This is a genomic window from Cutibacterium sp. LaCa_286, assembly GCF_057198075.1.
This window is the reverse complement of sequence record NZ_CP191091.1, coordinates 1,557,285-1,583,012: the sequence shown is the minus strand read 5'-3', so window position 1 is coordinate 1,583,012 and position 25,728 is coordinate 1,557,285. Positions and strand designations below refer to the sequence as shown.

20 protein-coding genes, 1 pseudogene and 2 riboswitches are annotated in these 25,728 nt (G+C 64.5%); of the genes and pseudogenes, 12 read left to right on the top strand and 9 right to left on the bottom strand.

All coding sequences use genetic code 11. From position 1 onward, the window contains the following. The first annotated feature begins 31 nt into the window (after positions 1-31). Positions 32-1,135, top strand: a complete 1,104-nt coding sequence (locus tag ACP8JZ_RS06785; protein WP_023034259.1) for a GuaB3 family IMP dehydrogenase-related protein — start codon at positions 32-34, stop codon at positions 1,133-1,135. Between the two features lie 9 nt (positions 1,136-1,144). On the opposite strand, the gene cysE is transcribed toward ACP8JZ_RS06785, so the two are convergent. Continuing rightward, entirely contained in the window at positions 1,145-1,702 is a 558-nt protein-coding gene (gene cysE, locus ACP8JZ_RS06780; protein ID WP_484482300.1) for a serine O-acetyltransferase, read from the bottom strand. A gap of 232 nt (positions 1,703-1,934) precedes the next feature. Between cysE and guaA the strand changes: the two genes are divergently transcribed. Beyond that, complete coding sequence (gene guaA / locus ACP8JZ_RS06775; protein WP_286319041.1) at positions 1,935-3,488, top strand: glutamine-hydrolyzing GMP synthase; 1,554 nt, start codon at positions 1,935-1,937, stop codon at positions 3,486-3,488. 114 nt (positions 3,489-3,602) lie between these two features. Here the strand turns inward: guaA and ACP8JZ_RS06770 are convergent, their stop codons facing one another. From ACP8JZ_RS06770 to ACP8JZ_RS06745, 6 genes are all read right to left on the bottom strand, one after another. Then, on the bottom strand, positions 3,603-3,875 hold the full coding sequence (locus tag ACP8JZ_RS06770) for a PspC domain-containing protein (RefSeq protein WP_306517691.1): 273 nt from the start codon (positions 3,873-3,875) through the stop codon (positions 3,603-3,605). Between the two features lie 162 nt (positions 3,876-4,037). After that, positions 4,038-4,301, bottom strand: coding sequence for a GlsB/YeaQ/YmgE family stress response membrane protein (locus tag ACP8JZ_RS06765; protein ID WP_021104256.1), 264 nt, complete (start codon positions 4,299-4,301; stop codon positions 4,038-4,040). Positions 4,302-4,554: 253 nt separating this feature from the next. After that, positions 4,555-5,214, bottom strand: coding sequence for a methionine ABC transporter permease (locus ACP8JZ_RS06760; RefSeq protein ID WP_021105742.1), 660 nt, complete (start codon positions 5,212-5,214; stop codon positions 4,555-4,557). After that, positions 5,207-6,265, bottom strand: a complete 1,059-nt coding sequence (locus tag ACP8JZ_RS06755) for a methionine ABC transporter ATP-binding protein (RefSeq protein WP_306517690.1) — start codon at positions 6,263-6,265, stop codon at positions 5,207-5,209. Before ACP8JZ_RS06755 ends, ACP8JZ_RS06760 begins: the two co-directional genes overlap by 8 nt. A 120-nt stretch (positions 6,266-6,385) precedes the next feature. Continuing rightward, entirely contained in the window at positions 6,386-7,327 is a 942-nt protein-coding gene (locus ACP8JZ_RS06750) for a MetQ/NlpA family ABC transporter substrate-binding protein (RefSeq protein WP_277101161.1), read from the bottom strand. 242 nt (positions 7,328-7,569) lie between these two features. Then, positions 7,570-7,719, bottom strand: a complete 150-nt coding sequence (locus ACP8JZ_RS06745; protein WP_155942656.1) for a hypothetical protein — start codon at positions 7,717-7,719, stop codon at positions 7,570-7,572. Then, positions 7,704-7,815, bottom strand: a riboswitch (SAM riboswitch). (Overlaps the previous gene by 16 nt.) Positions 7,816-8,273: 458 nt before the next feature. Between ACP8JZ_RS06745 and pcrA the strand changes: the two genes are divergently transcribed. Beyond that, positions 8,274-10,715 carry a DNA helicase PcrA gene (gene pcrA / locus ACP8JZ_RS06740; protein WP_484482819.1) on the top strand — a complete coding sequence of 814 codons (2,442 nt, stop codon included), beginning with the start codon at positions 8,274-8,276 and terminating at the stop codon, positions 10,713-10,715. A gap of 115 nt (positions 10,716-10,830) precedes the next feature. Here pcrA and ACP8JZ_RS06735 read toward each other — a convergent pair whose 3' ends face one another. Beyond that, the gene (locus tag ACP8JZ_RS06735; RefSeq protein WP_277101162.1) at positions 10,831-11,982 is read right to left on the bottom strand and encodes a M23 family metallopeptidase; all 1,152 of its coding nucleotides are present in this window, start codon (positions 11,980-11,982) and stop codon (positions 10,831-10,833) included. A gap of 474 nt (positions 11,983-12,456) precedes the next feature. Here ACP8JZ_RS06735 and sucC point away from each other — a divergent pair, with 474 nt between their 5' ends. Both sucC and sucD read left to right on the top strand, forming a co-directional pair. Then, the gene (sucC, locus tag ACP8JZ_RS06730; RefSeq protein WP_323457310.1) at positions 12,457-13,632 is read left to right on the top strand and encodes an ADP-forming succinate--CoA ligase subunit beta; all 1,176 of its coding nucleotides are present in this window, start codon (positions 12,457-12,459) and stop codon (positions 13,630-13,632) included. Between the two features lie 2 nt (positions 13,633-13,634). Further along, positions 13,635-14,528: a succinate--CoA ligase subunit alpha gene (sucD, locus tag ACP8JZ_RS06725; RefSeq protein WP_286319018.1), complete on the top strand. Its 894-nt coding sequence runs from the start codon at positions 13,635-13,637 to the stop codon at positions 14,526-14,528. 607 nt (positions 14,529-15,135) lie between these two features. On the opposite strand, the gene ACP8JZ_RS06720 is transcribed toward sucD, so the two are convergent. After that, positions 15,136-16,722 carry a hypothetical protein gene (locus tag ACP8JZ_RS06720; RefSeq protein WP_484482299.1) on the bottom strand — a complete coding sequence of 529 codons (1,587 nt, stop codon included), beginning with the start codon at positions 16,720-16,722 and terminating at the stop codon, positions 15,136-15,138. Positions 16,723-17,111: 389 nt separating this feature from the next. On the opposite strand from ACP8JZ_RS06720, the gene ACP8JZ_RS06715 reads away from it, so the two are divergent. The 7 genes and pseudogenes from ACP8JZ_RS06715 (at position 17,112) to purH (ending at position 25,660) form a co-directional block, all read left to right on the top strand. Next, positions 17,112-18,998, top strand: a complete 1,887-nt coding sequence (locus tag ACP8JZ_RS06715) for a cell division protein PerM (protein ID WP_484482298.1) — start codon at positions 17,112-17,114, stop codon at positions 18,996-18,998. Positions 18,999-19,302: 304 nt separating this feature from the next. Beyond that, positions 19,303-19,431: riboswitch (FMN riboswitch) on the top strand. A gap of 256 nt (positions 19,432-19,687) precedes the next feature. Further along, positions 19,688-20,665: pseudogene (gene ribD / locus ACP8JZ_RS06710) on the top strand (bifunctional diaminohydroxyphosphoribosylaminopyrimidine deaminase/5-amino-6-(5-phosphoribosylamino)uracil reductase RibD); the annotation flags it as partial. Between the two features lie 124 nt (positions 20,666-20,789). Beyond that, the gene (locus tag ACP8JZ_RS06705) at positions 20,790-21,416 is read left to right on the top strand and encodes a riboflavin synthase (RefSeq protein WP_484482297.1); all 627 of its coding nucleotides are present in this window, start codon (positions 20,790-20,792) and stop codon (positions 21,414-21,416) included. Beyond that, positions 21,416-22,735, top strand: coding sequence for a 3,4-dihydroxy-2-butanone-4-phosphate synthase (ribB, locus tag ACP8JZ_RS06700; RefSeq protein ID WP_484482296.1), 1,320 nt, complete (start codon positions 21,416-21,418; stop codon positions 22,733-22,735). Before ACP8JZ_RS06705 ends, ribB begins: the two co-directional genes overlap by 1 nt. Next, positions 22,732-23,229: a 6,7-dimethyl-8-ribityllumazine synthase gene (gene ribH / locus ACP8JZ_RS06695; protein WP_484482295.1), complete on the top strand. Its 498-nt coding sequence runs from the start codon at positions 22,732-22,734 to the stop codon at positions 23,227-23,229. Before ribB ends, ribH begins: the two co-directional genes overlap by 4 nt. 260 nt (positions 23,230-23,489) lie before the next feature. Beyond that, positions 23,490-24,056, top strand: a complete 567-nt coding sequence (purN, locus tag ACP8JZ_RS06690; RefSeq protein WP_023034242.1) for a phosphoribosylglycinamide formyltransferase — start codon at positions 23,490-23,492, stop codon at positions 24,054-24,056. Positions 24,057-24,112: 56 nt separating this feature from the next. Then, the gene (gene purH / locus ACP8JZ_RS06685; protein WP_021104274.1) at positions 24,113-25,660 is read left to right on the top strand and encodes a bifunctional phosphoribosylaminoimidazolecarboxamide formyltransferase/IMP cyclohydrolase; all 1,548 of its coding nucleotides are present in this window, start codon (positions 24,113-24,115) and stop codon (positions 25,658-25,660) included. Positions 25,661-25,728: the final 68 nt, after the last annotated feature.

Genomic DNA, 25,728 nt, shown 5'->3' with positions numbered 1-25,728 from the left:
TCCACCGAGGGGCCCGGCAAGCAGAGGAATCATGTACGACTTCGAACGAAGCAAACGCGCCACGCACGCATACGGACTCGACGACATCGCAATCGTGCCATCCCGCCGCACTCGCGACACGGACCGGGTGAACCTGGACTGGAAGATCGACGCCCTCACCTTCGACTTCCCGATCATGGCCGCCCCGATGGACTCGGTGATGAGTCCGAGCACCGTCATCGAGTTCGGGAAACTGGGCGGACTGGGGGTGCTCAACCTCGAAGGCCTGTGGACCCGCTACGAGGACCCGCAGCCGCTGTTCGACGAGCTTGCCGAGATGGGGGACGATGTACGCACCACCCGCCGCATGCAGGAGATCTACTCCGAGCCCATCAAACCCGAACTCATCAAGGCCCGCATCGGTGAGATCCGCGCGGCGGACGTCCCGGTCGCCGCCGCCCTCTCACCCAAGAACACGGCTCGGTTCGCCGACACCGTCGTCGCGTCGGGGGTGGACTTCTTCGTCATCCGCGGCACGACGGTCTCCGCCGAGCACGTCTCCGACAGCCCCGACGTGCTCGACCTGCGAAAGTTCATCTACGAGCTGGACGTGCCGGTCATCGTCGGTGGCTGTGCCTCCTACCAGACGGCCCTGCACCTCATGCGTACCGGTGCAGCTGGGGTGCTGGTCGGCTTCGGTGGCGGCGCAGCACACACCACCCGTCAGGTGCTGGGCGTCGAGGTGCCGATGGCCTCGGCCATCGCCGACGTGGCGGAGGCGCGTCGTGACTACATGGACGAGTCGGGCGGTCGCTACGTCCACCTCATCGCCGACGGTTCGGTCGGACGATCCGGCGACATCGCCAAGGCCATTGCCTGCGGTGCCGACGCCGTCATGGTCGGTTCCCCGCTGGCCCGCGCCACCGAGGCCCCCGGCAAGGGCTGGCACTGGGGTGCCGAGGCCTGGCACGGCTCCCTGCCGCGTGGTGAGCGGGTGCACTTCGACACCGTCGGAACCCTGGAGGAGGTCGTCACGGGCCCCTCGCACATTCCCGACGGGACGATGAACCTCGTCGGTGGTCTGCGTCAGGCCATGGCGACCACCGGCTACTCCGACGTCAAGGAGTTCCAGCGCATCGAGCTGGTCGTGCGCTGAAAGTGCCCCTCAGGCGACGACGTCACCCTTGTGCACCGCAGGTGACCCCACGACGACGGTGCCCGGAGGCACGTCCTTGACGACCAGGGCGTTGGCCCCGATCTTGGCGTCGTCGCCCACCGTGATGTTGCCGATGATCTTGGCTCCGGCACCCAACAGCACCCGGTCGCCGATCGTCGGGTGGCGCTTGACCTGGCCACGGGAGCGTCCCCCCAGGGTCACCTGGTGGTACATGAGCACGTCGTCGCCCACGACCGCCGTCTCGCCGATGACGACTCCCATGCCGTGATCGATGAAGAAGCGCCGACCAATCGTCGCCCCGGGATGGATCTCGATCCCGGTGATGCCCCGGCTCACCTGCGACATGATCCGGGCCAGGGGACGCAGCAGGGGGCATCGCACCCAGATGGCATGGGCCACGCGATGTGCCCAGATGGCATGGACACCTTGATAGCTCAGTGCCACCAGAACCTTGGAGGTGGCTGCCGGATCCTCGCGCATGGCTGCGTCGAGGTCTTCGGACAGACGACTGAGAACGCGTCTGATGGGCTCGAGTCGGTTGGTCACAAGATCACCTGGGTCCTTCCGGGCATCGCTGCAATGGGATGACGAGGTCGGCTGACGAATTGGCAGGTCATGGGCAGGCCTTCGCCCACACGAACCTTATACGGCATTCATCGAGAAGGAACATTACGTCCGTCCCGCGAGCCTGCGTCGCCACGAGTGTGTCCCCCTCGAGCGTGTGCCCATGGCGAGGGGGAATGTGAGCAAACGGCCGTCACCCCATACAATTCGCGATATGGAACAACCCCACGACCTCGTGCTCGTCGTCGACTACGGCGCCCAGTACTCCCAGCTCATCGCCCGACGCGTTCGTGAGGCGTCGGTGTATTCCGAGATCGTCCCGCACACCATGCCGGTGGACGACATGCTCGCCAAGAACCCCACGGCGGTGATCCTCTCCGGCGGACCTTCCTCGGTGTACGCCGACAACGCCCCGAGCGTGGATGCTGCCCTCTTCACGGCCGGGGTGCCGGTGATGGGCATCTGCTACGGTTTCCAGCTCATGGCCCAGGGACTTGGCGGCGAGGTGGCCCACACCGGAACCTCCGAGTACGGACGCACCAGTCTGACCATCGACGACTCCGGATGTCTGCTCGCCCAGATTCCACACAGCATCAATGTGTGGATGAGCCACGGCGACTCGGTGACCCGCGCCCCCGAGGGCTTCCGGGTGCTGGCCAGCACCGCTGGGGCCCCGGTGGCTGCCTTCGAGAACCTTGACCGCAAACTCGTTGGTGTGCAGTGGCACCCCGAGGTGCACCACAGCGAGTCCGGCCAGGACGTCCTGGAGCACTTCCTCCGCGACGTCGCAGGGTGCCGTGCCGACTGGACTGCCGCCAACATCGTGGATGAGCAGGTGGCCAGAATCCGGGAACAGGTGGGGGATCGACGGGTCATCTGCGGGCTTTCCGGCGGCGTCGACTCCGCCGTGGCCGCCGCGTTGGTGCAGCGAGCCGTCGGTGACCAGCTCACCTGCGTCTTCGTCGACCATGGACTGCTGCGCCAGGGGGAGGCCGACCAGGTGAAGAACGAGTTCGTCGCCTCCACCGGTGCCGAGCTCGTCGTCGCCGACGAGGAGGAGAGGTTCCTCACCGCTCTGGACGGGGTGAGTGAGCCCGAGCGCAAACGCAAGATCATTGGGCGCGAGTTCATTCGTACCTTTGAGGACGTCGCCCGTCGTCTCAACGACGACGAACCGATCGACTTCCTCGTCCAGGGCACCCTGTACCCCGACGTCGTCGAGTCCGGCGGTGGTGAAGGTGCTGCCAACATCAAGAGCCATCACAATGTCGGTGGGCTTCCCGAGGACCTGCAGTTCTCGTTGGTGGAGCCATTGCGCACCCTGTTCAAGGACGAGGTGCGCGCCGTGGGCCTGGAGCTCGGTCTGCCCGAACAGATCGTCTGGCGGCAGCCGTTCCCCGGGCCGGGGCTGGCCATTCGCATCATCGGTGAGGTGACCAAGGATCGGCTGGAACTGTTGCGCACCGCCGACGCCATTGCCCGTGAGGAACTCACGGCTGCTGGCCTGGACCGTGACATCTGGCAGTGTCCCGTGGTCCTGCTGGCCGACGTCCACTCCGTCGGGGTGCAGGGTGACGGCCGTACCTACGGTTCACCGATCGTCCTGCGCCCGATCACCAGTGAGGACGCCATGACCGCCGACTGGGCGCGGGTGCCTTACGACGTCCTGGAGCGCATCTCCACACGTATTACCAACGCCTGCCCGCAGATCAACCGCGTCGTCCTCGACGTGACCAGCAAGCCGCCGGCGACGATCGAGTGGGAGTGAACGCTCTCGGGTGTCACAGCTCGGGCCAGTGCCGTTCAGCACAAGGACCGCATGGGCCGATGACGGGGCCCCGCCGTGTGGCGGGGCCCATCGTATTGGTGTGGTCCAGGTCGATCAGCGCTTGTCCTGGTAGGGATCGAAGACGTTGGGGTGGGAGGTGCCGCTGTTCCACTGCTGGTTGGTCCACTGGTTCTGTGGAGACACGTTCTCATCGGACGGCATGATCATCCAGGCGATGAGGTACAGAACTGGTCCGGCACCGGCGAACAGCACCAGGGCTGCAGTGATGATCCGCACCAGGGTGACGTCATAGCCATAGGCGTCGGCGATCCCGGCGCACACCCCGCCGACCATCTTGTTGCTGGTGCTCCTGACAAGTTTGCTCATGGGCGTGCATTCCTTCCAATGCGGCTGCAGTCTCTGGCATTCATGATACCCGGGTGCCTGAGGAGACATTCGCTGTGTGGTGTGCGCCCGGATCCGGGTTGGACACAGTGAAAGCCGGTGACCAGGAGGATCCGGTCACCGGCTTTGCGGTCAAGAGGTGGGTCAGGAAGCCTTGTTCTTGGTGATGGCCCCGTAGATCCACAGCACGATGAGCGAGCCGACGATGGACAGCAGCCACGTCTTGAGGCTCCAGAACCTGTCGAGCTGAACGTGGAAGATGGCCTTGCCGATGAAGCCGCCGAGCATGGCGCCGACAACACCGAGGATGAGGGTGGCGAACCATCCGCCTCCCTGCTCTCCGGGCATGATGGCTTTGGCGATTGCTCCGGCAATGAGTCCGAGGACGATCCATGCAATGATTCCCATGCGTATTACCATACTTGGCTCAGATCAAGGCAGCAGCTTTGTTGCCACTGTCAGGAGAGGTATTTCTTCGGTGGCGCAAAATTGCACCAACAATGAGCGAACGGGAATATCCTGCCCCGCGCTGAAAAAAGGGGCATCAGGATGTGGATCGGTGGGTGAGGACTGCGTCCTGTCGAAGTATTGCCACAGTGGCAGTGGCGCCGGTGGTTGGTGTCGGTGACCAGCCGTCACCGACGCCACCCCGCCTGGGTTCTCACCGACGCAGGGCTCGGCGAGCCAACCAGTTGCCCAGGAATTGTGCGAACTGCACGAGGATGATGATCGTGACGACGGCAACCAGGGTCACCGACCAGTCGAACTTCTGGTAGCCGTAGGTGATGGCGAACTGACCCAGACCGCCACCACCAATGGCACCGGCAATTGCCGTCATGTCGACAATGGCGATGAGCACGTAGGTGTAGCCCAGGATGAGCGGCCCCAACGCCTCTCGTACGACGACGTCGAAGAGGATGCGCCACGGTCCGGTTCCCATGGAACGAGCTGCCTCGACGACCCCGGGGTCCACCGTCACGAGATTCTGCTCGACGATACGGCTCATGGCGAAGGTGGCGGCGATGCACAGCGGGAAGGTGGCCGCCTGCACACCGATCGTGGTGCCGATGACCTTGAGGGTGAGCGGGGCGATCGCCGTCATGAAGATGATGAACGGGATCGGACGGATGATGTTGACGATGACGTTGAGCACGAGGTTCACCGGGCGGTTGGCCAGCACACCGTTGCGACGCGTCGCGTAAAGAAAGATGCCCAGCACCAGACCGAGGAGTCCGCCGATGAGCAGGGTCACCAGGGCCATGAAGAGGGTCTGACCGATGGACTCGAGGTAGATCGGTTTGAGGTAGGTCCAGTCAGTCATGGATGTCAGCCTCCTGTGTGGGGTTGGAGCGTGCTGTGTGGCTGATCGCCGAGAGTTCGTCGGTGGCCCTGGCAACATCGTCGTCGAGGCCGGTGAGGGCAACGGTGTAATTGCCCAGGGCGCCGTCGCGAGTCTCGATGACGCCACCGTGGACGATCTTGAAGCTCACGCTGTCGGCCAGTTTGGCCAGGGTTGTGCCGAACACTGCGCCATCCACGGAGGTGACGTCGACCAGCCTCGCGCCGGGATTCTCCTCGCGCAGTCTCGCGGCCTGCTGCTCGGTGGGATGTTGTCCCACGATCGTCGAGACGAATCGGCGGGTGGTCTCGGACTGTGGGTGGGCGAAGATCTCACCAGTGGTTCCGGTCTCCACCAGGTGGCCGTGATCGAGTACCGCCACGTTCTGGGCGATGCTGCGCACGACCTCCATCTCATGGGTGATGACGACGATCGTCACCCCCATTCGCTCGTTGACCTCCTGCAGCAGCTGCAGCACGTCGGCAGTCGTCTCGGGGTCCAAGGCAGAGGTGGACTCGTCTGCCAACAGGATGGATGGGCGAGTGGCCAGGGCGCGTGCAATGCCCACCCGTTGCTTCTGACCACCGGAGAGCTGGTCAGGATGTACCCAGGCCTTGTCGATGAGCCCGACGAAGTTGAGCAGCTCGGTGACCCTGGCCTTCTCGTCGGCCTTCTTCCAGCCAGCGAGCTTGAGGGGGTAGGCGACGTTGTCGTAGATGGTGCGGGAGTTGAAGAGGTTGAACTGCTGGAACACCATCCCTATGTCGGCACGCAGGGGGCGTAGTTTCTTCTCCGTCAGGCCGGAGATGTCGGTTCCGTCGACGATCACCGAACCGGAGGAAGGGTGCTCCAGGCCATTGATGAGTCGCACCAGGGTGGACTTGCCGGCTCCGGAGTGGCCGATGACTGCCGAGATCGTTGCGCGACCGATGTCCAGGCTGATGTCCTCAAGAGCCTGAACAGTGCCCGAACGGGTCTGGAAGATCTTCGACACGTGGTCAAATCTGATGTGTACGTCGTGTGCGGCAGTCATGGATTCTTCTCCAACTGGGGCGAGTCCGGAGGCAGTTCCTGCTCGTGGTTGCCCGGACGCGCCAAGGTGGGTGGGCAGACGTGGTGACGGCACCGATGGTGGATCGGTGCCGTCAAGGAGTCACTTCCTGGCTTTTTTGATGTCGGCCTGCAGGCCGTCCGTGATGTGCTGCAGTTCGGCCTGGCTGCGATCTTTCACGAGCACCGCGGAGTTGTTGGAGTCCTTGAGGACGGCCTTGGCAACCTCGGGGTCGTGCCAGATCTTGATGGCCTTGAGCAGCGTCTCGTTGTTCTTGTCCTCGGGGCGGGCGGCGAAGACGTTGATGTAGGGAGCAGCGTTGTCCGACTTGGCAGAGTCGGCGAACAGTGCAGCCTTGGGGTCGATGCCGGCGTCGTTGGCGAAGTTGTTGTTGATGACGGCGCCGTCCACCGAGGGTAGCGAGGTGACGGTCTGTGCGGCATCCACCGGGGTCACCTTGACTTTGGAGGCCGAGGCATCGATGTCGGCGGGAGTCGACAGGGGGGAGCCACCATCGTTGAGCTTGATGAGACCTGCCGACTGCAGTAGCAGCAGGGCGCGTCCTTGGTTGGTGGCGTCATTGGGGATCGCGATGTTGCCGCCCGAAGGGATCTGGGAGAGCTTGTCGTGGGTCTTGGAGTGCAGCCCGAGCGGGACGATGTAGGTGGCCTCCAGCGGGATGAGGCTGTCGTTGTTCTCGACGTTGTAGTTGGTGAGGAAGAAGATGTGCTGGAAGTAGTTGAGATCCAGCTGTTTCTGCGCCAGTGCCCGGTTGGGCTGATTGTAGTCGTTGAAGGTGATGGGCTCGATGTTGATGCCCTGCTCGGCGGCCTTCTTCTTGTAGATGGGCCAGAATGAGGCGCCTGCCTCGGTGGTACCGATCCTCACTGTGGGGTTGGCGGACTCGTCGGCATTGGACCTGCCCTTCGTCGTCCAGGTGATGATGCCGGCGATGAGCGCGATGGCGACGATGATGACGCCAATGACGACGCCCTTGGACGGGCGATTGTTGGGCTTGTCGGGGAGTGGCTGGGCGGTGGTCATGGTGATGCTCCTGAAATGATGTGCCTGGTGCGTCCCGGATCGATCCGGACAATGACGACGAATGAGGCGTGAAGTGAGACGAGGATTGTGCGTGGGTCGGATGCTCCGACTCGGTATCGTCCTCATGAACTCAGGCCATGATCGACGCACCGGGCCATCGAGGACATCTCGACGGGGGCGTCAAAGTGACGATCTGGCCGCTGGCTCCGTGGTCCCGCTGGAGTGGACGACGATGTATCCGTTCAGCGGGTGCCGGTCATTCGTGACGGGCGCATCATCATGGCGGACATCTCGACGGCGCACTGGTGGGCGTCTGCGAGGTGGCGAAGGATCGCTGCCATGGTTCCTGCTCCTGTGTATGAGGTGCTCTTGAGCACTGTCGCGCTTGTCATGCCTTCCTGACACAACCAGGTCGTCACACGGGGCACCCTGCTCTCGCGAGGGGTTGCCGTCCGGCAAGCCGTGGCTTGTCGCCGGATCTCAAGACCTTGATGGCAGATTATGGGGCAGTGTCGACGATGTCAACCCGCCCGAGTCGGCATGATGGCATGAATGAGACGCCACGCTGCGTCCTGCGTCGATGTGCGGTCCTCATGCCGTGGTGAGAACTCTCACCTCGTCCGAGGCTCTGCGGAATGTGGTCGGTGATGATGTCCACGCCCTGATTTCTGCGGTCACATCCGTGCGGGAGGACAGCTGGGCCTGGCGGGTGTGTCCGTCTGGAGGGCGCATTCCGCGGTACTGAATTGTCTCACCCTTGCGCATAGAGTTACTGACCATGAGTGAGCCTGATCTGTCTGCCTTCTTCGCCCCCCGGCCCTCTGCGGAGTCGGCCCATCCCGGGGGCGACCAGTCAGGTCCGGGGCGGGATGGGCTGGATCGGTCCAGAGCTAATCGATATGGGGCCGATCGCCCTGTCAATGCTGATCGTCCTGTCGATCCGGGGATGCTGCCCTCCGACGTGGCACGTACTGGCATGGGTCGAGCAGTGGATGCCCATGAACTCCTGGACGACCTCAACCCACCCCAGCGGGAAGCCGTGTTGCACTCGGGTTCGCCGGTGCTCGTCGTCGCTGGTGCTGGTTCCGGCAAGACGCGGGTGCTCACTCGTCGGATCGCCCACCTGGTCACTCAGCGTGGGGTGCACCCGGGGTCGATCCTTGCCATCACCTTCACCAACAAGGCCGCTGCCGAGATGAAGGGGCGGGTGGTGGACCTCGTCGGGAACCGTGCTCGAGCCATGTGGGTGTCCACCTTCCACTCCAGCGCGGTGCGTATCCTGCGTTCGGACGCCGACAAGTTGGGACTGTCGCGGAATTTCTCCATCTATGACGACACCGACGCCAAACGACTCATTTCCCTGGTTGCGCGAGATTCCAATGTCGATCCAAAGAAATTCAAGCCGCGTACCATCCTCAACTGGATCTCGAACCAGAAGAACGAACTCACGACCCCATCTGAGGCTGCGGAAGCGGCGCAGACCGGGAACGATGAACTCTACGCGTCATTCTATACGGAGTATCAGCGTCGTCTCCACGATGCCAATGCACTCGACTTCGACGATCTCATCATGAAGACGGTCATCCTGCTGCGTCAGTTCCCCGAGGTGCGGGAACATTACCGACGCCGCTTCCGGCACGTCCTCGTCGACGAGTACCAGGACACCAACACCGCCCAGTACCAGATGATTCGTGCCCTGTGTGCCGATGAACCGGAGCACGCCAGTGGGTCTGAGGAGGATGCGAGGCGTCAAGTGGCTCCCCCCGAACTCATGGTGGTGGGCGACTCGGACCAGTCGATCTATGCATTTCGCGGTGCCACGATTCGTAACATTCTTGATTTCGAGAAGGATTTTCCAGGGGCCCGAACGATTCTCTTGGAGCAGAACTATCGCTCCACCCAGAACATTCTCGCAGCTGCGAACTCCCTCATCCAGAAGAACACCGGACGTCCGGCGAAGAACCTGTGGACCGACCAGGGTGACGGTGCGGCGATCACTGGGTACGTTGCCGACACCGAGCATGACGAGGCTTCCTGGATCGCCGGACGCATCGACGATCTCGTTGACCAGGGACGCACCAGCTACGGTGAGGTCGCGGTGTTCTACCGCACCAACGCCCAGTCCCGCGCCCTGGAGGACGTGTTCATCCGCACCGGTCTGCCCTACCGCGTGGTTGGCGGAGTGCGGTTCTACGAACGCAAGGAGGTGCGAGACGCCGTCTCGTACCTGCGGGCCATTGCCAACAAAGCCGACGACGTCTCGGTACGTCGCATCCTCAACGTTCCCAGACGAGGTATCGGAGCTCGTGCCGAAGCTGCTCTGGAACTCTTCGCCACTGCCCGTCGCATCTCGTTCAGTGAGGCCATCGAGCGGGTGGACGAGATCGACGGCCTGGCCACCCGTTCCGCAAACCAGGTCCGAGCGTTCGCAGAGCTCATGGCCCGACATCGGGCGATGATGGATCAAGGAGCACGAGCAGACGAGATCACTGCCTCGATCCTCAAGGAGTCCGGCTACACCGTCGAGTTGGAGAACTCCAAGGATCCCCAGGACGAGACTCGTCTGGAGAACCTCGTCGAGCTGGTCTCGGTGGCCGAGGAATTCGTTGCGCGGGCCCACACTGCCGACGTGCCCGATGAGGACGCCGCTGCTGGTGATGTGGATGATCTCGTCCTTGACGGTGACGATTCCCTGCCGGCCTTCCTGGAGCAGATCAGCCTGGTCGCCGATGCCGATCAGATCCCGGCCGAAGGGGATGGCGTCGTCACCCTCATGACCCTGCACACGGCCAAGGGGTTGGAATTCGACACCGTGTTCCTCACCGGTTTCGAGGACGGCCTGTTCCCGCACGAGCAGTCCCTTGCCGATCCCACACAGCTGCAGGAGGAACGACGACTGGCCTACGTGGGAATCACCAGAGCCCGCAAGCAACTGTTCATCTCCCGTGCCGTGGTGCGTACCATGTGGGGATCGCCCCGATACAACCCGGAAAGTCGATTCGTCGATGAGATTCCGGAGCGACTCTTCACCTGGGAGCGTGTGGTGGATGCCGCGGGTTGGCAGGCCCAGGCTGGTGAGACCACCCGGAGGTCCCGAGACCGGCTCTCCGACGGGGGATTCGGTGCCGGTGCCGCTCATCGCTCCAATCGTGGGGGAGCGCGTGATGATGGGGGCTGGTCGATTGGCTCCGGCAAGGGGGCTGCGCATGGTCTGGGCAGGCCGGAACTGTCACTGCAGGTCGGTGACAAGGTGTTGCACACCAAGTGGGGTCTGGGAACCGTCACAGCGACCTCAGGGCACGGCGCGAATGCCAAGGCCGACGTCGATTTCGGTTCCGTGGGCGTCAAACGCCTGGCCCTGAAGTTCGCCCCGATCGAGAAGCTCTGAATCCACGTCACGAGGCTCGAGGAGCTGCGAGGGCAGAAAGAAGCCCTCGTGCCAATTCGGTAGCGAGGAGTTTCGGTTCAGGGGGTGCGATCCACGGATCGTCACAGGTGGACTGTCACAGCTTGGCGCCCAGGCCCCGCAGGAATCCCAAGGCGTCCTTGGCGGAGTAGACGTCTCCGGGGGTGGTGCCAGCGGGATAGTACTCGTAGTGCAGATGACATCCGAAGGCGCGCCCGGTCTCCCCGACGGCCCCGATGTGCTGGCCTGCCTTGACGGCCTGGCCGGGATGCACGTCCACCGATGACAGGTGGGCATGCAGGGTGGACCCACCGTTGGCGTGGTGGATGACGATGTTGTTCCCGGCCCAGCTGCCGCCGGTTGGTTGACCGACGATCCCGGAGGTTGCGGCAACAACGGGCGTGCCGCAGGAAGCGACGAAATCCGTGCCGGTGTGGTAGCGGGCCCATGACCCGACCTCGCCGAACCGGGCACCGATGTGGTACATGCCGGCGGGGATGGGGGTGGTGGCACCGCCACTGGTGGCGACAGAGGTGGCGGCGTCGTCATCGGCCTTCTTGCCATCCGTGGCCGAAGTCTCGGACTTGTCGGCGGCCTGTTGCTGTTTCTGTCGTGCGGCTTCCTCACGCATCCGCTTCTCGGCGGCCTTCTTCTCGGCAGCGATCTTGGCGGCATTGGCTCGGACGTCCTTGATGGCGGCGTCCAACTCGTCGGCGCGCACCTTCTCGGAGACCTCGGTGGCACTGCCCATGACGTCCTTGGTGGAATGTGTCATCGATTCATGGCGTTGAGCGGACATGGAACGGTTCATCGCACGATCCAGCTCAGTGCGCACTGCGCTGCGGGAGACGGTTGAACCATGTCCGTCGAGGGCGGCCAGTCCGCCGTCCTTGGTGTGTGCCGTGGGGTTGGTGAGGGACTTGTCGTCGGAGACGCTGCCTGGGCGGGCACCAGCTGCCTGTGGTTCCGGGATGGCCTTGGAGTCGTCGGGTCGAGTGGTGTCCACCATCATGGAGTTGGCATTGGTCACCGAGGAGTGTGCCGAGCTGTTGATCCAGATTCCCCCGACGGAGATGAGCCCCAGTGCTGCGACGGCCACGGCGGCGATCCCACGACGGGCATGCGGGTGGTCGCCGTGTTGATCGGTGAACGGGGTGTGACTCTGTGCGGCATCCCCGCCCCTGGGAGTGCTTGGCAGGTGGGTGTTCTGCTGTGACTTCTCACGCCAATGTGTTGGTGCGATCTTCACTGGACTCCCTCTGCTCTTGGGAGGCGTGCGTCGTGGACGCCCGGCCGCCGCTGTGCCATGAACCTGTCGTTGCCAAAGTCTAGCCGGACTCGCCGGAGATGGCTTCTTTCATTTCTGAGAAAACTTATCATCTCTCAGGAAAGCCCACAATGAGAGCGGTCACTTCTCCCGACTGGTGGGACGTGCCTGGCTGGACATTCCTTGATTGAGGGCCGCAAGGTTCCCTCCGGGGGCTCGCAGGGTGTCAGGTGGATCAGGTGGTCACCGCACGGATCCACGTACGGGTTCACGGCAGGGGGCAACGACTGCCGATGCGCTACACGTACGTCAGGAAATTCAGGAACAAGAATGCACGTTTGTTCTCGATGACGATAGGCTACTGCCAGACGTCGGACGACGACCTGCTGTACGGTTCCTGTTGTCCGGCAAAGACCTACCGGAGAGCGGTGGGCCACCTCGCAGAGTGGAGAGATTGTGGACCTGTATGAATACCAAGCCCGCGACTTGTTCGAGAAGCACGGAGTTCCGGTGCTTCGCGGGATCGTGGCAGAGAATCCGGAGCAAGCATCCCAGGCCGCAGCTGAACTCGGTACTTCCGTTGTCGCTGTCAAGGCCCAGGTGAAGATCGGTGGCCGTGGCAAGGCTGGCGGTGTGAAGATCGCCAAGTCGCCCGAGGAGGCCGCCCAGCACGCCGAGAAGATCCTTGGCATGGACATCAAGGGTCACACCGTGCACAAGGTGATGATCGCCGAGGGTGCCGACATCGCCGAGGAGTACTACTTCTCGATCCTGCTGGATCGCAGCGAGCGTCGTTACCTTGTCATGTGCTCCCGTGAGGGTGGTATGGACATCGAGACCCTGGCCAAGGAGCGCCCCGAGGCCCTGGCCAAGGTGCCCGTCGACCCGATCGAGGGGATCGATGAGGCCGTGGCCGGCACGATCCTCACCGAGGCCGGGTTCCCGGCCGAGGAGCATGCAGCCATCGTCCCGGCCATCGTCAAGTTGTGGGAGACCTACCGCGACGAGGACGCCACTCTCGTCGAGGTCAACCCGCTCATCAAGACCAAGGACGGCAAGGTCCTGGCCATCGACGCCAAGATGACCGTCGACGACAACGCCTCGTTCCGCCAGCCGGACCACGCCGCTCTCGTCGACCGAGCCACCACCGACCCGTTGGAGCTGCGTGCCAAGGAGCTTGGGCTCAACTACGTCAAGCTCGACGGCAACGTCGGTGTCATCGGGAACGGTGCCGGTCTGGTCATGAGCACCCTGGACGTCACCGCCTACGCCGGTGAGGAGTTCCCCGGCTCGCCCAGACCAGCCAACTTCCTCGACATCGGCGGTGGTGCCTCCGCCGAGGTCATGGCCAATGGCCTGGACGTCATCCTCTCCGACCCGCAGGTGCGCAGCGTCTTCGTCAACATCTTCGGTGGCATCACCGCCTGCGACCAGGTGGCCAAGGGCGTCAAGGGTGCCTTGGAGAAGCTCGGTGACCAGGCGTCCAAGCCGCTCGTCGTACGTCTGGACGGCAATGCCGTCGAGGAGGGCCGCGCCATCCTGTCCGAATACAACCACCCGCTCGTGACCATGGTCGAGACCATGGACGAGGCCGCCCGCAAGGCCGCCGAGCTCGCATCGAAGGAGGCCTGATCGTGGCCATCATTCTGGATGAGAACGCCAAGATCATCGTTCAGGGCATGACCGGCTCTGAGGGCATGAAGCACACCCAACGCATGATCGACTCCGGGTCGCAGATCGTGGGTGGCACCAACCCTCGCAAGGCGGGCCAGAAGGTCGAGTTCCGTGACGGCGTCAGCGTGCCGGTGTTCGGCACCGTCAAGGAGGCCATGGCCGCCACCGGCGCCAATGTGTCGGTGATCTTCGTGCCGGCCAAGTTCACCAAGAGTGCCGTCATGGAGTCCATCGAGGCCGAGATTCCGTTGGTGGTGTGCATCACCGAGGGGGTGCCCGTCAAGGACACGGCAGAGTTCTTCACGGCTGCCCAGCGGTCCGGCAAGACTCGCATCATCGGACCGAACTGCCCGGGCATCATCAGTCCCGGCAAGTCCAATGCCGGCATCGTCCCCGCCGACATCACCGGACCGGGACGGGTGGGTCTGGTCTCCAAGTCCGGAACCCTCACCTACCAGCTCATGTACGAGGTGCGTGACCTCGGCATCTCCACGGCCATCGGCATCGGTGGCGACCCGGTCATCGGCACCACGCACATCGACGCACTGAAGTACTTCGAGGAGGATCCCGAGACCGACGTCATCGTCATGATCGGCGAGATCGGTGGCGACGCCGAGGAGCGTGCCGCCAAGTACATCAGTGAGTACGTCACCAAGCCGGTCGTCGGCTACATCGCCGGCTTCACTGCCCCGAAGGGCAAGACGATGGGTCACGCCGGCGCCATCGTCTCGGGCTCCTCGGGCACCGCTGCTGCCAAGAAGGAGGCCTTGGAGGCTGCTGGCGTGCGCGTCGGCAAGACGCCGACCGAGACCGCCAAGCTGGCTCACGAGGCGATGGCGTCGCTCAAGAAGTGAGACAACTCGTCGACTGATCCGCCAGGGGGCGGGGCACGGATGAACATCTGTGTCCTGCCCCTTCGTCGTGTTCGAGGCAATGGGTCCCCCTGGATCCTCCCCGAGAACTCTCGGTGAGCATGTTGGCTGGGCGGCTGGTTCAAGACCACTTGACTCAGGGGCACCTCACATGGTGCCCCCGGCTGCGGAACAGCTGGGAACGCGAGTGTCTCGTGCCTGGCACTTGGCAGGTTTCTCCCGGATCCCGGGCGGCGAGGAGCCGTGCAAACGGGCATGGGTTGGGTGCCAGATGCGCAAGGCCGTTCAGCACTTGCTGTGTCTGTGCGAAGTCGTCTGTCAGCACTCGCCGTGTGGGGCCGTTCGTTCGATCTAGCTGCGGGAATCGTCCGGCAGCGTGCACCCAGACCGTCCGTTCGGCTCTTGCCGCGCGGGGCTGTCCAAGCGCTTGCCGCGCGGGGGATCGTTCAGCACTTGCTGCGCAGGGTCGTGCGTCAGCGTTCGCCGTGCGAGACCGTCCGTTCAACGCTTGCAGCGTGGGGCGTCCGTCAGCGTTCGCCCAGGCCCCGCCCGTGTTCGGTTCTTGCCGTAGAGCCAGTTCAGGGTCCGCTCAACGCACCTGACTGGCTCGCTGGGCAGCACGCAGACCGAGCTTGGCCCACTCGTCGGCGGGGAATCCGAATGCCTTGGTGGTGTTGGCCAGTAGGTAGGTCACCTTGTTGTTCACCGAGGCAATGGCCACCTGGTAACGAATCTCCTTGCCTGATCCCGCGTCAGCGGTGATGGTGAAGGTGCGACCGGACACTGCCTTGCCATTGGCTCCCGGACCCTTGACCTCCTTGGCGTCGGAGACCTTGGCGGTGCTCAGGTTCTTGGAACACCGGGAGATGGAGTCGCCAATCTTCTTGGCGGAGGCACTGGCTGCCGAGGAGTCCTTGAAGGTGAGATTCACCTCGTCCACACCGAAGCCCTGTGGGGCAGCGGAGTCCTGGTAGAGCAGGTAGGTGCGCTGATTCCTTGCCGTCGGACCGGAGAACGTCGCCAGAGTGACGCCTTCGCACTGGGTTCCCTTCGTCGTCACCGACCCGATAGGAGTGGTCGACCACTCCCCGGCGTCCGGGGTGATGCGAGGCAGGTCCGAGGTGATGAGCCAGCCAGCGTCACCGGCGACTGGAGGTACGGCATCGGCCGTTTCCACCGCATCTGTCGGACAGGTGCCACCGCTGAGGCCGCAGGACTTGGTCGCTGCTGTGGCCAACGCCTTGCCGACCTTCGCCGCCGGGACCGCCGAGTCGACGTTTGCCACGTCCAGAGCCTCGATGACCGTACCCATCCTCATGAGCACGACGGTGCGGTACTGCGACTTCACGCCTTGGTAGGCGATCGTCACCGACTGCGACTGATCCCCCAAGTGCTGGAAGGTGGCCGCGGAAACGATGTGTGCTGGCACCGAGGAACACGAGGCCAGTGAGGCCAGCTCGGCCTGATAGGCAGCCTGGGCGGCAGCGTCGTTGGCATAGGAGTCGATGCGGTGCAGTGCGGCAGTGGCCGTTTTCGAATTCGTGGACAGGGCTCGTTGCCAGGTGCTCACCGAGCGAGGATGATTGGTGTCTCGCACCACACACGAGATGGCGTTGGAGTCGCTGGCGGAGACCTTGTCCGTCGTCGATGCCACCGTCCATGTGTCATCGGTGATGCTCTTGGCGTCCTCGGCGGTGAGAAGCCCCTTGTCGGACAGACGCGTCACCGTACGTGACGACTGGCTGGACGTGGATGTGCCTGTCACACCGGGTGCTGGTTGCTGATCCCTGTTCTTGTGGTGCACCAGGGCGATCCCCGTGAAGACGATGGCCAGGACGAGCAGCCCCACCAGCGCCCAGAGCCACCAGTTGATCTTGTGCCCGCCGACGATCAGCTCGTCGTCCTCATGGCTCGTGCCGTCAGAGACCTTGGCTGCACTGCGGTCGGTGTGATGATCGTTGTCGTCGCTGCGACGGGGGCCTTTCGAGGCGCGGTTGGGCTCGGAACGCTTCTGCTGATCCGAATCGGTGCGCAGCGGGTCCGTGCTGGCACGTCTGCTCGAGGTGTCGCGTCGGGAGCTGGTGCGGTGTGCCGCTGCTGCGGCCTCCAGCGCCGTCGTCGTGAGGGAGCGGGTGTCGGTGATCTCCGAGGCCGACTCGGGGTCATTGAACGTCACACGGGGGATGATGCCGGTCTGGGGATCGCCGTGTTGACGGAATGCAGCGTGGCGGTCGATGCTCCCAGACGTCTCGGCGGATTCGGATTTCGCGGTGGCGTCGTCTGTGAAGAAGCCTCGTCGGGCTCGACGAGCGCCGCGCCCACGTGGTGCGGAGTCTGCCTTGCCAGATTCGGCTAGGCTATCGTCACTGTCAGCGAACCGGCGTGTGCTACCGGCAGGAAAATCCTCGGAGGAAAGGGCGCGGCGTGGCCGGTTGTTCACTTCGTCGCTCACTCCTGTACGCCTCCGAAATCGATGGTTGCAGCAACGTGTACCCGGTGAGTTTACATGTTTGTATGGAGTGCTGAACATGTCGTCGTCGGACCAGACCAGGAAGGAAGTCCACAATGCCCAGGTCACGTGAGTCCGCATCGGCAGATGGTTCACGAAAGTCTGCGACGACAGGTCATCGCTCTGGCTCGGATCCCCGCCGGGAGCCCCGGGTGGACCTTGCGGTGTCGTCATCGACGACGTCGGCCAAGGAGCCTGACTCGGTGCGGTGGCCCTGGCCGGTGACGACGATTGTCGGAGTGCTGTTGGTGCTCGTCGGACAGTGGGCGGTGCTGGCCGGTCTCATCACCCCGGCATGGATGAGGACGGGTCGAAGCGGGTTCACCGAGGTGCTCGTGGGAGCTGGGAAGCTCTGGCTCACTGCCCAAGGCGTTCCGCACGACCTGGTGGGCATCCATGTGGCCGTGATCCCGCTGGGGCTCACCCTCGTCATGATCGTCTCCGAGACCGCCGTGGTACGTCGCGCGGCGCGCTCGATGTCAGCAAGCCTGCGGGCCCGGCACCAGCGAGTCGTCCGGCGCAATGTCGGTGAACTCGCTGCCCTGGCGGCAACGGTGCATGTGGCGGTGGCCACCGGTGTCGGCGCCTGGGTCGGTCCCGGGTCCTGGTTGCGGCTCATCATCGCTGCATTGCTCGTCGGGACGTTCTGCGGACTCCTCGGAGCGCACTGGGGCGCTCGACGCAACCCCTTGGATCGCGTGGCCCCCCGCGTCCGTGACGTGGTTCTCGGAATCGGCGTCACCGTGATCGCATGCCTTGCCCTCGCCGCCCTGCTGCTGGGGGTTGCCCTCGTGGTTCATGCCCAGACCTTCCTGGACATGGAATCGGCGCTGGGGGCCCGCGGCGCAGATGGTGTCGGCATGATTCTCATACATGTCGCCTGGTTGCCCGTCATCGTCGTCTGGGCACTGGCGTGGTCGCTGGGGGTGGGGGTGTTCCTGGGATCGGGAACCGTGACCTCGGCGCTCGTCACACATGTGACGGTGGTGCCTGCCATCCCGATCCTGGCGGCAACCCCCCAGTCGAACCAGGCGATGACCTGGTGGACGCTGTGGATGCTTGCCCCGATCCTCTCAGCCGTGGTGGGAGCGGTGTTCGTCCTCCGGGGACGCGACGAGGCGTACGGGACGACCACTCGGCACGGCCTGGCGACGGGAGTTGGAGCTGGGCTGGTGCTCTGCGTGCTTGCCGTGCTCTCGACCGGATCGTTGGGTACCGGGAATCTCGTTCGACTGGGCCCGAACCTCATGCAGTTCCTGGCCCACTGCGTCGGTCTCCTGGGGGCGAGTAGTGCCATCACGGGGTTTGCCATCGGGTCATGGCGGTGGCACCACGATCCGAGCAACCATCGGATCAGCGATGCCCAGGCTGCATGGATCGAACCTGCGGAGCTGGACGAGGCTGGCCAGGACACGATGGAGCCCACGAATCACGGTCCGGGTCGGCAGGGGGAGACCGATGGGGCGAAACGTGATGAGGAGGGTCAGGGCCCTGAGGATCCGAACCGGAGCGATCACGAGCCCGAGGCTCTGGAGTCAACTGAGCATGCCCATACCGTCGGTTCGTGGCGAGGATGGTTCCGCCACCTACCCTCGTGGCTGCGAAGGCAGAAGACGCATTCGGGCACACGGGACGGATCGGATGACCAGGTGGCCGAGGAGGATCAGGAGACAGTCCAGATGGGCCGATTCTCCGCTAACCGCAACCACGCGGCCAGCGAGGATGAGACACGTCGGGTTCACCGAGCAGGCGATGACTCCGAGTGCGCTGGTGAGAATGCCTCTGCCCATGCCACGGGGACCAGCTCGCACTCCATCTCCATTCCGCGTCCGGGGGCGACCGACGCCCCGGTGAGCCCAGAGGACACGGAGGCGTCCGACGACACTGCCTGGGGCGAGGAGGACGAACCGACCATCCAGGTGGATCGGCCGCCACGCCGCTGATCCTGCCGGTCCCTGATCCTTCCGGTCCCTGATCCTTCCTGTCTCGTCCTGTCAGCCCCCGGTCCTTCCCACTTCCTTCCTCCAGCTCCTGACCTCTCATCCAGTGCCATGTGCGAGGGCTGAGGAGGCCGTCGCTGTGCAGCCCGTGGTAAATCTGTTGCTCTGTGCCAGAACTGCCATGATGGGTGTGTCCGGATCGGGTGCCCCACCGAGATCGCCACGTGGAATCGCCGCGTGGGCTGAGCCATGTTCTTCTCCCGTGGTGGACGTCCATGCCGCGCAGGGGCATACTTGTTGCCAAGCACACGTGCTCCGGGGTCGGTGAAAATCCGAACCGGCGGTGACAGTCCGCGACCCGCGAGGTTCGTCCTTGCGGTTGAATCGGTGAAACTCCGATACCGACGGTGAGAGTCCGGATGGGAGGAAGCACGAGACGCCGCACTGGCAGCGGATGCCGTGCCATCAGCGAGTGATGGCACGATTCGCCCGCACCTGTGGCGCGTCTGATGGCGGGTCTCGCCACACCCCGGAACGCCGACAACCACGGTGTCGTAGGGGGACTCATGGCGCACTTCGACAGTGACCACGTCGATGACGACGGTGAACGCTGGGACGAGCCCGATGCGAAACGACGTCAGCTATGCCAAGAGGACCGTGCGGACACCGATGGCACCGACTGGACGAGACCCATGGATCGAGCACTTGAGCTTGCCGCTCGAGGACCCGGGAGCAGTAGGTGCAACCCCAATCCCCGAGTGGGCTGCGTCATCGTCAGTGACGACACGGTCGTCGGGGAGGGGTATCACCACGGGGCGGGCACTGCCCATGCCGAGGTCGAGGCGCTGCGCGACGCCGGGGATGCCGCGCGTGGTGCAACTGCCGTCATCACCCTGGAACCGTGCAACCATACCGGACGTACCGGTCCATGCACCGAGGCGCTCATCGCGGCAGGTGTGAAGCGCGTCGTCATCGCCCAGCGGGATCCCAACCCGCAGGCGAGCGGGGGAGTGCAGCGACTGCAGGATGCGGGGGTCGAGGTCGTAGCCGGGGTCCGAAGCGATGACGCCTTGCTGCTCAACACCGACTACACCTTCGACATGGAGCATGGTCGGCCCTGGGTGGTGTGGAAGATCGCGTCGACCCTGGACGGGTACGTCGCGGCCGCCGACGGGACGAGCAAGTGGATCACCTCCGAGCAGACCAGGCAGCAGACCCATGAGATGCGTACCGATTATGGTGCCATCGTCGTGGGTACCGGCACGGTTCTGGCGGATGACCCGCACCTCATCGGCCGTGCTCCCGGGGCCGGCCAGAAGTACGACGGCCCCCTGCGCGTCGTGGTGGGGACCCGGGAGCTGCCGTCCGAACTCAAGGTTTTCGACGACATCGCCCCCACCCTCGTCATGCCGACCCATGACCCCGCGGCGGTGCTCGCGGCGCTGCACGACCGGGGCATCCATCGGGTGTTGTTGGAAGGTGGTCCGACCCTCGCTGCAGCATTCCTGGCAGTCGACCTCGTCGATGAGGTCGATGCCTACGTGGCCCCGGTGCTTCTGGGCGCCGGGAAACCAGCCGTGGGACCGTTCGGGGCCATGACCCTGGCGCAGGCTCGTCGGTTCCACCGTCTGAGGTCAGGCGATGTCGGCCCCGACGTGCAGATCATCGCCACGCGACGTGTCGAGCCGTGGATGGTCGCTGCTCGACGGGTCAAGGATCGAAGGGCGACACGTACCAGTGGCCAGGATCACGGGAACATACACGATCTCGGGAACACGAGGAGAAGAGGAACAGGTGTTCACAGGAATTGTTGAGGAAGTGGGCCGGGTGGCCCGTCTGGAAGCCAGGGGGGACAGCGCCGTCCTCACGGTTGCCGGCCCCCACACCGCCGTTGGAGTGCGGGCGGGGGATTCGGTGTGCGTCAACGGAGTGTGTCTCACCGTCACCGGCCACACCGACGAGCAGATGAGTTTCGACGTCATGGCCGAGACCCTCGAATGGACCTGTCTGGGTCAACTCGTCGCTGGTGACGAGGTCAATCTCGAGCCGGCGATGCGTGCCGACGGACGATTCGGCGGCCACGTCGTGCAGGGCCACGTGGATGGCACGGCGCAGCTCGTCAGGCGTGCCGATGCCGAACACTGGCGAGTGTTGCGTTTCGGCCTGGCTCCAGAACTCGCCCAGTACGTCGCCATGAAGGGAGCAGTCGCCGTCCACGGGGTGTCGTTGACGGTGAGTGCGGTGAGCGGCCCCGTTGCCGACCCCTGGTTCGAGGTGAGCCTCATCCCGACCACCCTGGCCAACACCGTCCTGGGCAGGTTGACCACCGGAGACGTCGTCAACATCGAGACCGACGTCCTGGCCCGGTACGCCCAGAATCTCGCTTCCTTCGCGGGGTGTCAGACACGAGGAGATCACTGATGACGTTTGCGACGATTGAGCATGCACTGGAGCAGCTGCGGTCCGGGCGTCCGGTGCTCGTCCTGGACGACGAGGATCGGGAGAACGAGGGGGACGCCATCCTTGCCGCCGAGCTCGCCAGTCCGCAATGGGTGGGATGGATGGTGCGGCACACCTCTGGGTACCTGTGCGCCCCGATGGAGGACACCCGCGCCGACCGACTCGGCCTGCCACTCATGTGGTCGGCGAACACCGATCCGCTGCGCACCCGCTACACCGTGTCGGTGGATGCCGCGACCTCGACCACCGGGATCAGTTCGGTGGAACGGGCCGCCACGACTCGCGCTCTGGCCGACCCACGTACCACCTCCGCCGATCTCATCCGCCCCGGCCACGTCCTGCCGCTGCGTGCGCGGGACGGGGGTGTGCTCACCCGCCGTGGCCACACCGAGGCCGCCGTCGACCTCACCCGGTTGGCTGGTCTGCAGGCCGTGGGACTCATTGGCGAGATCGTCCACGACGACGGCACCTGCGCCCGTACCCCAGACGTCCTGACCCTGGGACAGGCCGAGGGCCTCGACGTCATCACCATCGAGTCGCTGGCGAACTGGCGTCGATCCCATGAGGAACAGCCATCCACCACGACGTCCGGCAGCAGCACGACCCGGGTGAGTCCCACGGTGAGTGCCCAGTTGCCCACTCGTCATGGCATGTTCACCATGACCGGTTACCACGATCAGCTCACCGGCGCTGAACACGTCCTGCTCGTGGCCCAGCGCGGTCTGGGTGATGAGCGTCAGCCACTGGTGCGGGTGCACTCGGAGTGCCTCACCGGCGACGCCTTCGGCTCCCTGCGCTGCGACTGCGGGGAGCAGCTGCAGACTGCGATGCAGACGGTCTCCGAGCATGGTGGTGCCGTCATCCTGCTGCGTGGCCAGGAAGGACGCGGGGTTGGGTTGCTGAGCAAGATCGCCGCCTACCACGCCCAGGACAGCGGGCTCGACACGGTCGATGCCCAGACCACCCTGGGGCTGCCGGTCGACGCCCGGGAGTACGGCGCTGCAGTGGCCATCCTGCGCGACCAGGGCATTGACGCGGTGCGGCTGCTCACGAACAATCCCGACAAGGTGACGGGTCTGCGTGCCGGCGGCATCACCGTCGAGCAGGTGGGGCTGCAGATCGACCCACACACCCACGACATCGACTATCTGCGTACCAAACGTGACCGGATGGGCCATCTGCTCACCCTGCCTGCCGAGTCCGACAATGCCCTCACTGCCACAGCCGATCCGGACGACACCGATGTGCCGGACGGCCCCACCGACAAGGAGATCTCATGAGCACCCGAACCAGTTTCTCCGGCCCTGCTGCCCCAAACCTCACCGGACTGCGGGGTGATGGACTCAAGGTGGCCATCGTCGCCGCCCAGTGGCACCAGGAGATCATGGATGCCCTCGTCGACGGGGCCACCCGCGGTCTGGCTGAATCTGGGATCGACGAGCCGCGGGTCGTTCGGGTGCCGGGCACCTTCGAGCTGCCCGTGGTGTGCTCCCGGCTTGCCTCCTCCATGATGTTCGACGCCCTGGTCGCCCTGGGGGTCGTCATCCGCGGCGGAACCCCACACTTCGACTACGTCTGCCAGGCGGCGACGAGCGGCATCACCCAGGTGTGCGTCAACACAGGTGTGCCGATCGGGTTCGGGGTGCTCACCTGTGATGACGAGCAGCAGGCCTTCGACCGAGCTGGTCTCCCGGAGTCGCGGGAGGACAAGGGGTTCGAGGCGGCACAGGCTGCGATTGCCACCCACCAGGCGATTCGGTCCATCGGCTGCTGAGCGATCTGATAGGTGGTGGCTGCCACGGATCGACGGGAGGCGGCAGTTTGGCCCGAGCCCTGGCCCGCACTCCCGGGATTCGGATGGGGGATGAGTTCAGAACGCAGAACAAACCACGTCGTGGTCTGCGTTTCCGGGATTCGGCGTTCTGCCCCATGGTCTGAGCCTTTCAGGTCTGCTGGCCCCCATGACGGGTGACGATTCGGTGCCGACGCTGGACTGGCAGGTGCCGGTTCGGCGTCATTCGATAGGATGTGGGAGTGACATTGCGCGTTGTCGTCCTCATTTCCGGAAGTGGCACGCTTCTGCAGGCCCTCATCGACTCCTGCCATCATCGTGATGTCGAGATCGTCGCGGTGGGTTCCGAGGTGGCCGATGCGTACGGTCTGCAGCGAGCCCGCGAGGCTGGTGTCGACGTGTTCGTCGAGCCGTTGGCCAAGGGTGATGACCGTGCCGTCTGGGATCGGCGTCTCACCGACGACGTCGCACGCTACGAGCCCGATCTCGTCGTGTGTGCCGGGTTCATGAAACTGCTCGGACCGACCTTCCTGGATGCCTTCGGAGGTCGCACGATCAACTCCCATCCGGCCCTGCTGCCGTCGTTCCCCGGAATCCACGGCCCCCGAGACGCCCTGAACTACGGCGTCAAGATCACCGGGACGACGATCTTCATGGTCGACGCCGGCGTCGACACCGGAAGGATCCTCGCCCAGCGTGCCGTCCCGGTGCTGGACGACGACACCGTGGAGACCCTGCACGAACGCATCAAGGTCCAGGAGCGCGAACTTCTCGTCGACGTCGTGCAAGACCTTGCCCACCACCAATGACCTCACCAGCCCGGCCACACGCCGGGCTGTCATTTTTCACATCGAAAGGAAGATTCGTGGATCGTCAACCCATCCGCCGTGCCTTGGTGTCCGTCTTCGACAAAACCGGCATCGAACAGCTTGCCACCATGCTCGACAAGGCAGGTGTGGACGTCGTCTCGACCGGGTCGACGGCCAAGGCCCTCACTGACGCCGGTCTCAAGGTCACCGAGGTGAGCACCGTCACCGGATTCCCTGAATGTCTGGATGGACGGGTCAAGACGCTCCACCCGCGCATCCACGCCGGGATCCTTGCCGATCGCAGACTGCACTCCCACCGCGACCAGCTCGCCGAGCTCGGTGTGGAGCCCTTCGACCTCGTCGTGTGCAACCTGTACCCATTCTCCCAGACCGTTGCCTCGGGAGCCGGTTTCGACGACTGCATCGAGAAGATCGACATCGGCGGGCCGTCCATGGTGCGGGCTGCCGCCAAGAACCACGCCTGCGTGGCCGTCCTCACCTCCCCGGCACAGTACGAGGACCTGCAGCACGCCCTTGACGAGGGGGGCTTCACTGCGGCCGAGCGTCGCGTGCTGGCCGCCAAGGCCTTCGCCCACACGGCCTCCTATGACGTCGCCGTCGCTTCCTGGTTCGCGCGTCAGGACGGGGTGGCCACCGACGGGGTGCCCACCTTCGTGGGGACCACCGGCGAGCTCAAGGAGAAACTGCGCTACGGCGAGAACTCCCACCAGAGCGCCGCCGTCTATCTTGGTGACGGCGAACCTGGTCTGGCTGGTGCCAAACAGCTGCACGGCAAGGCCATGAGCTACAACAACTACGTCGACACCAACTCCGCCCGTCGTGCCGCGCACGACTTCGAGGAGCCCTGCGTGGCCGTCATCAAGCACTCCAACCCGTGCGGTATCGCCACCGGCGTCGACATTGCCGAGGCGCATCGCAAGGCACATGCCTGCGATCCGCTGTCGGCCTTCGGCGGTGTCATCGCCACCAACCGCCCGGTGAGCGTCGAGATGGCCAACCAGGTCAAGGAGATCTTCACCGAGGTCGTCATTGCCCCCGGATACGAGGACGGTGCGCTCGAGATCCTCTCGGGAAAGAAGAACATTCGTCTGCTGCAGTGCCCGGCACCGCGAATCGGTGGTCACGAGCTGCGTGAGATCGACGGTGGCCTGCTCATGATGGAGACCGACGTCTTCCAGTCCGACGGCGACGACCCGGCCAACTGGAAACTCGCAGCCGGGGAGGCCGTTGACGAGCAGACCCTGGCCGACCTCGCCTTTGCCTGGCGGGCCTGCCGCTCGGTGAAGTCCAATGCCATCCTGCTGGCCCACGACGGCGCCTCGGTGGGTGTGGGCATGGGACAGGTGAACCGGGTGGACTCCTGCAAACTTGCCGTGGACCGGGCAGGGGAGCGTGCCGCTGGATCGGTGGCCGCCTCCGACGCCTTCTTCCCGTTCGCCGATGGACCCCAGGTGCTCATCGATGGCGGTGTTCGTGCCATCGTCGAGCCCGGTGGCTCCATCCGCGACGACCAGACCATCGAGGCATGCCAGAAGGCTGGGGTGCCGCTGTACTTCACCGGAACCCGCCACTTCTTCCACTGACCCGGGTTTCCACCGACCTGGGCAGCCGAGAGGCCACATGGCAGTGCGGACACGACTGTGGGCCCCGG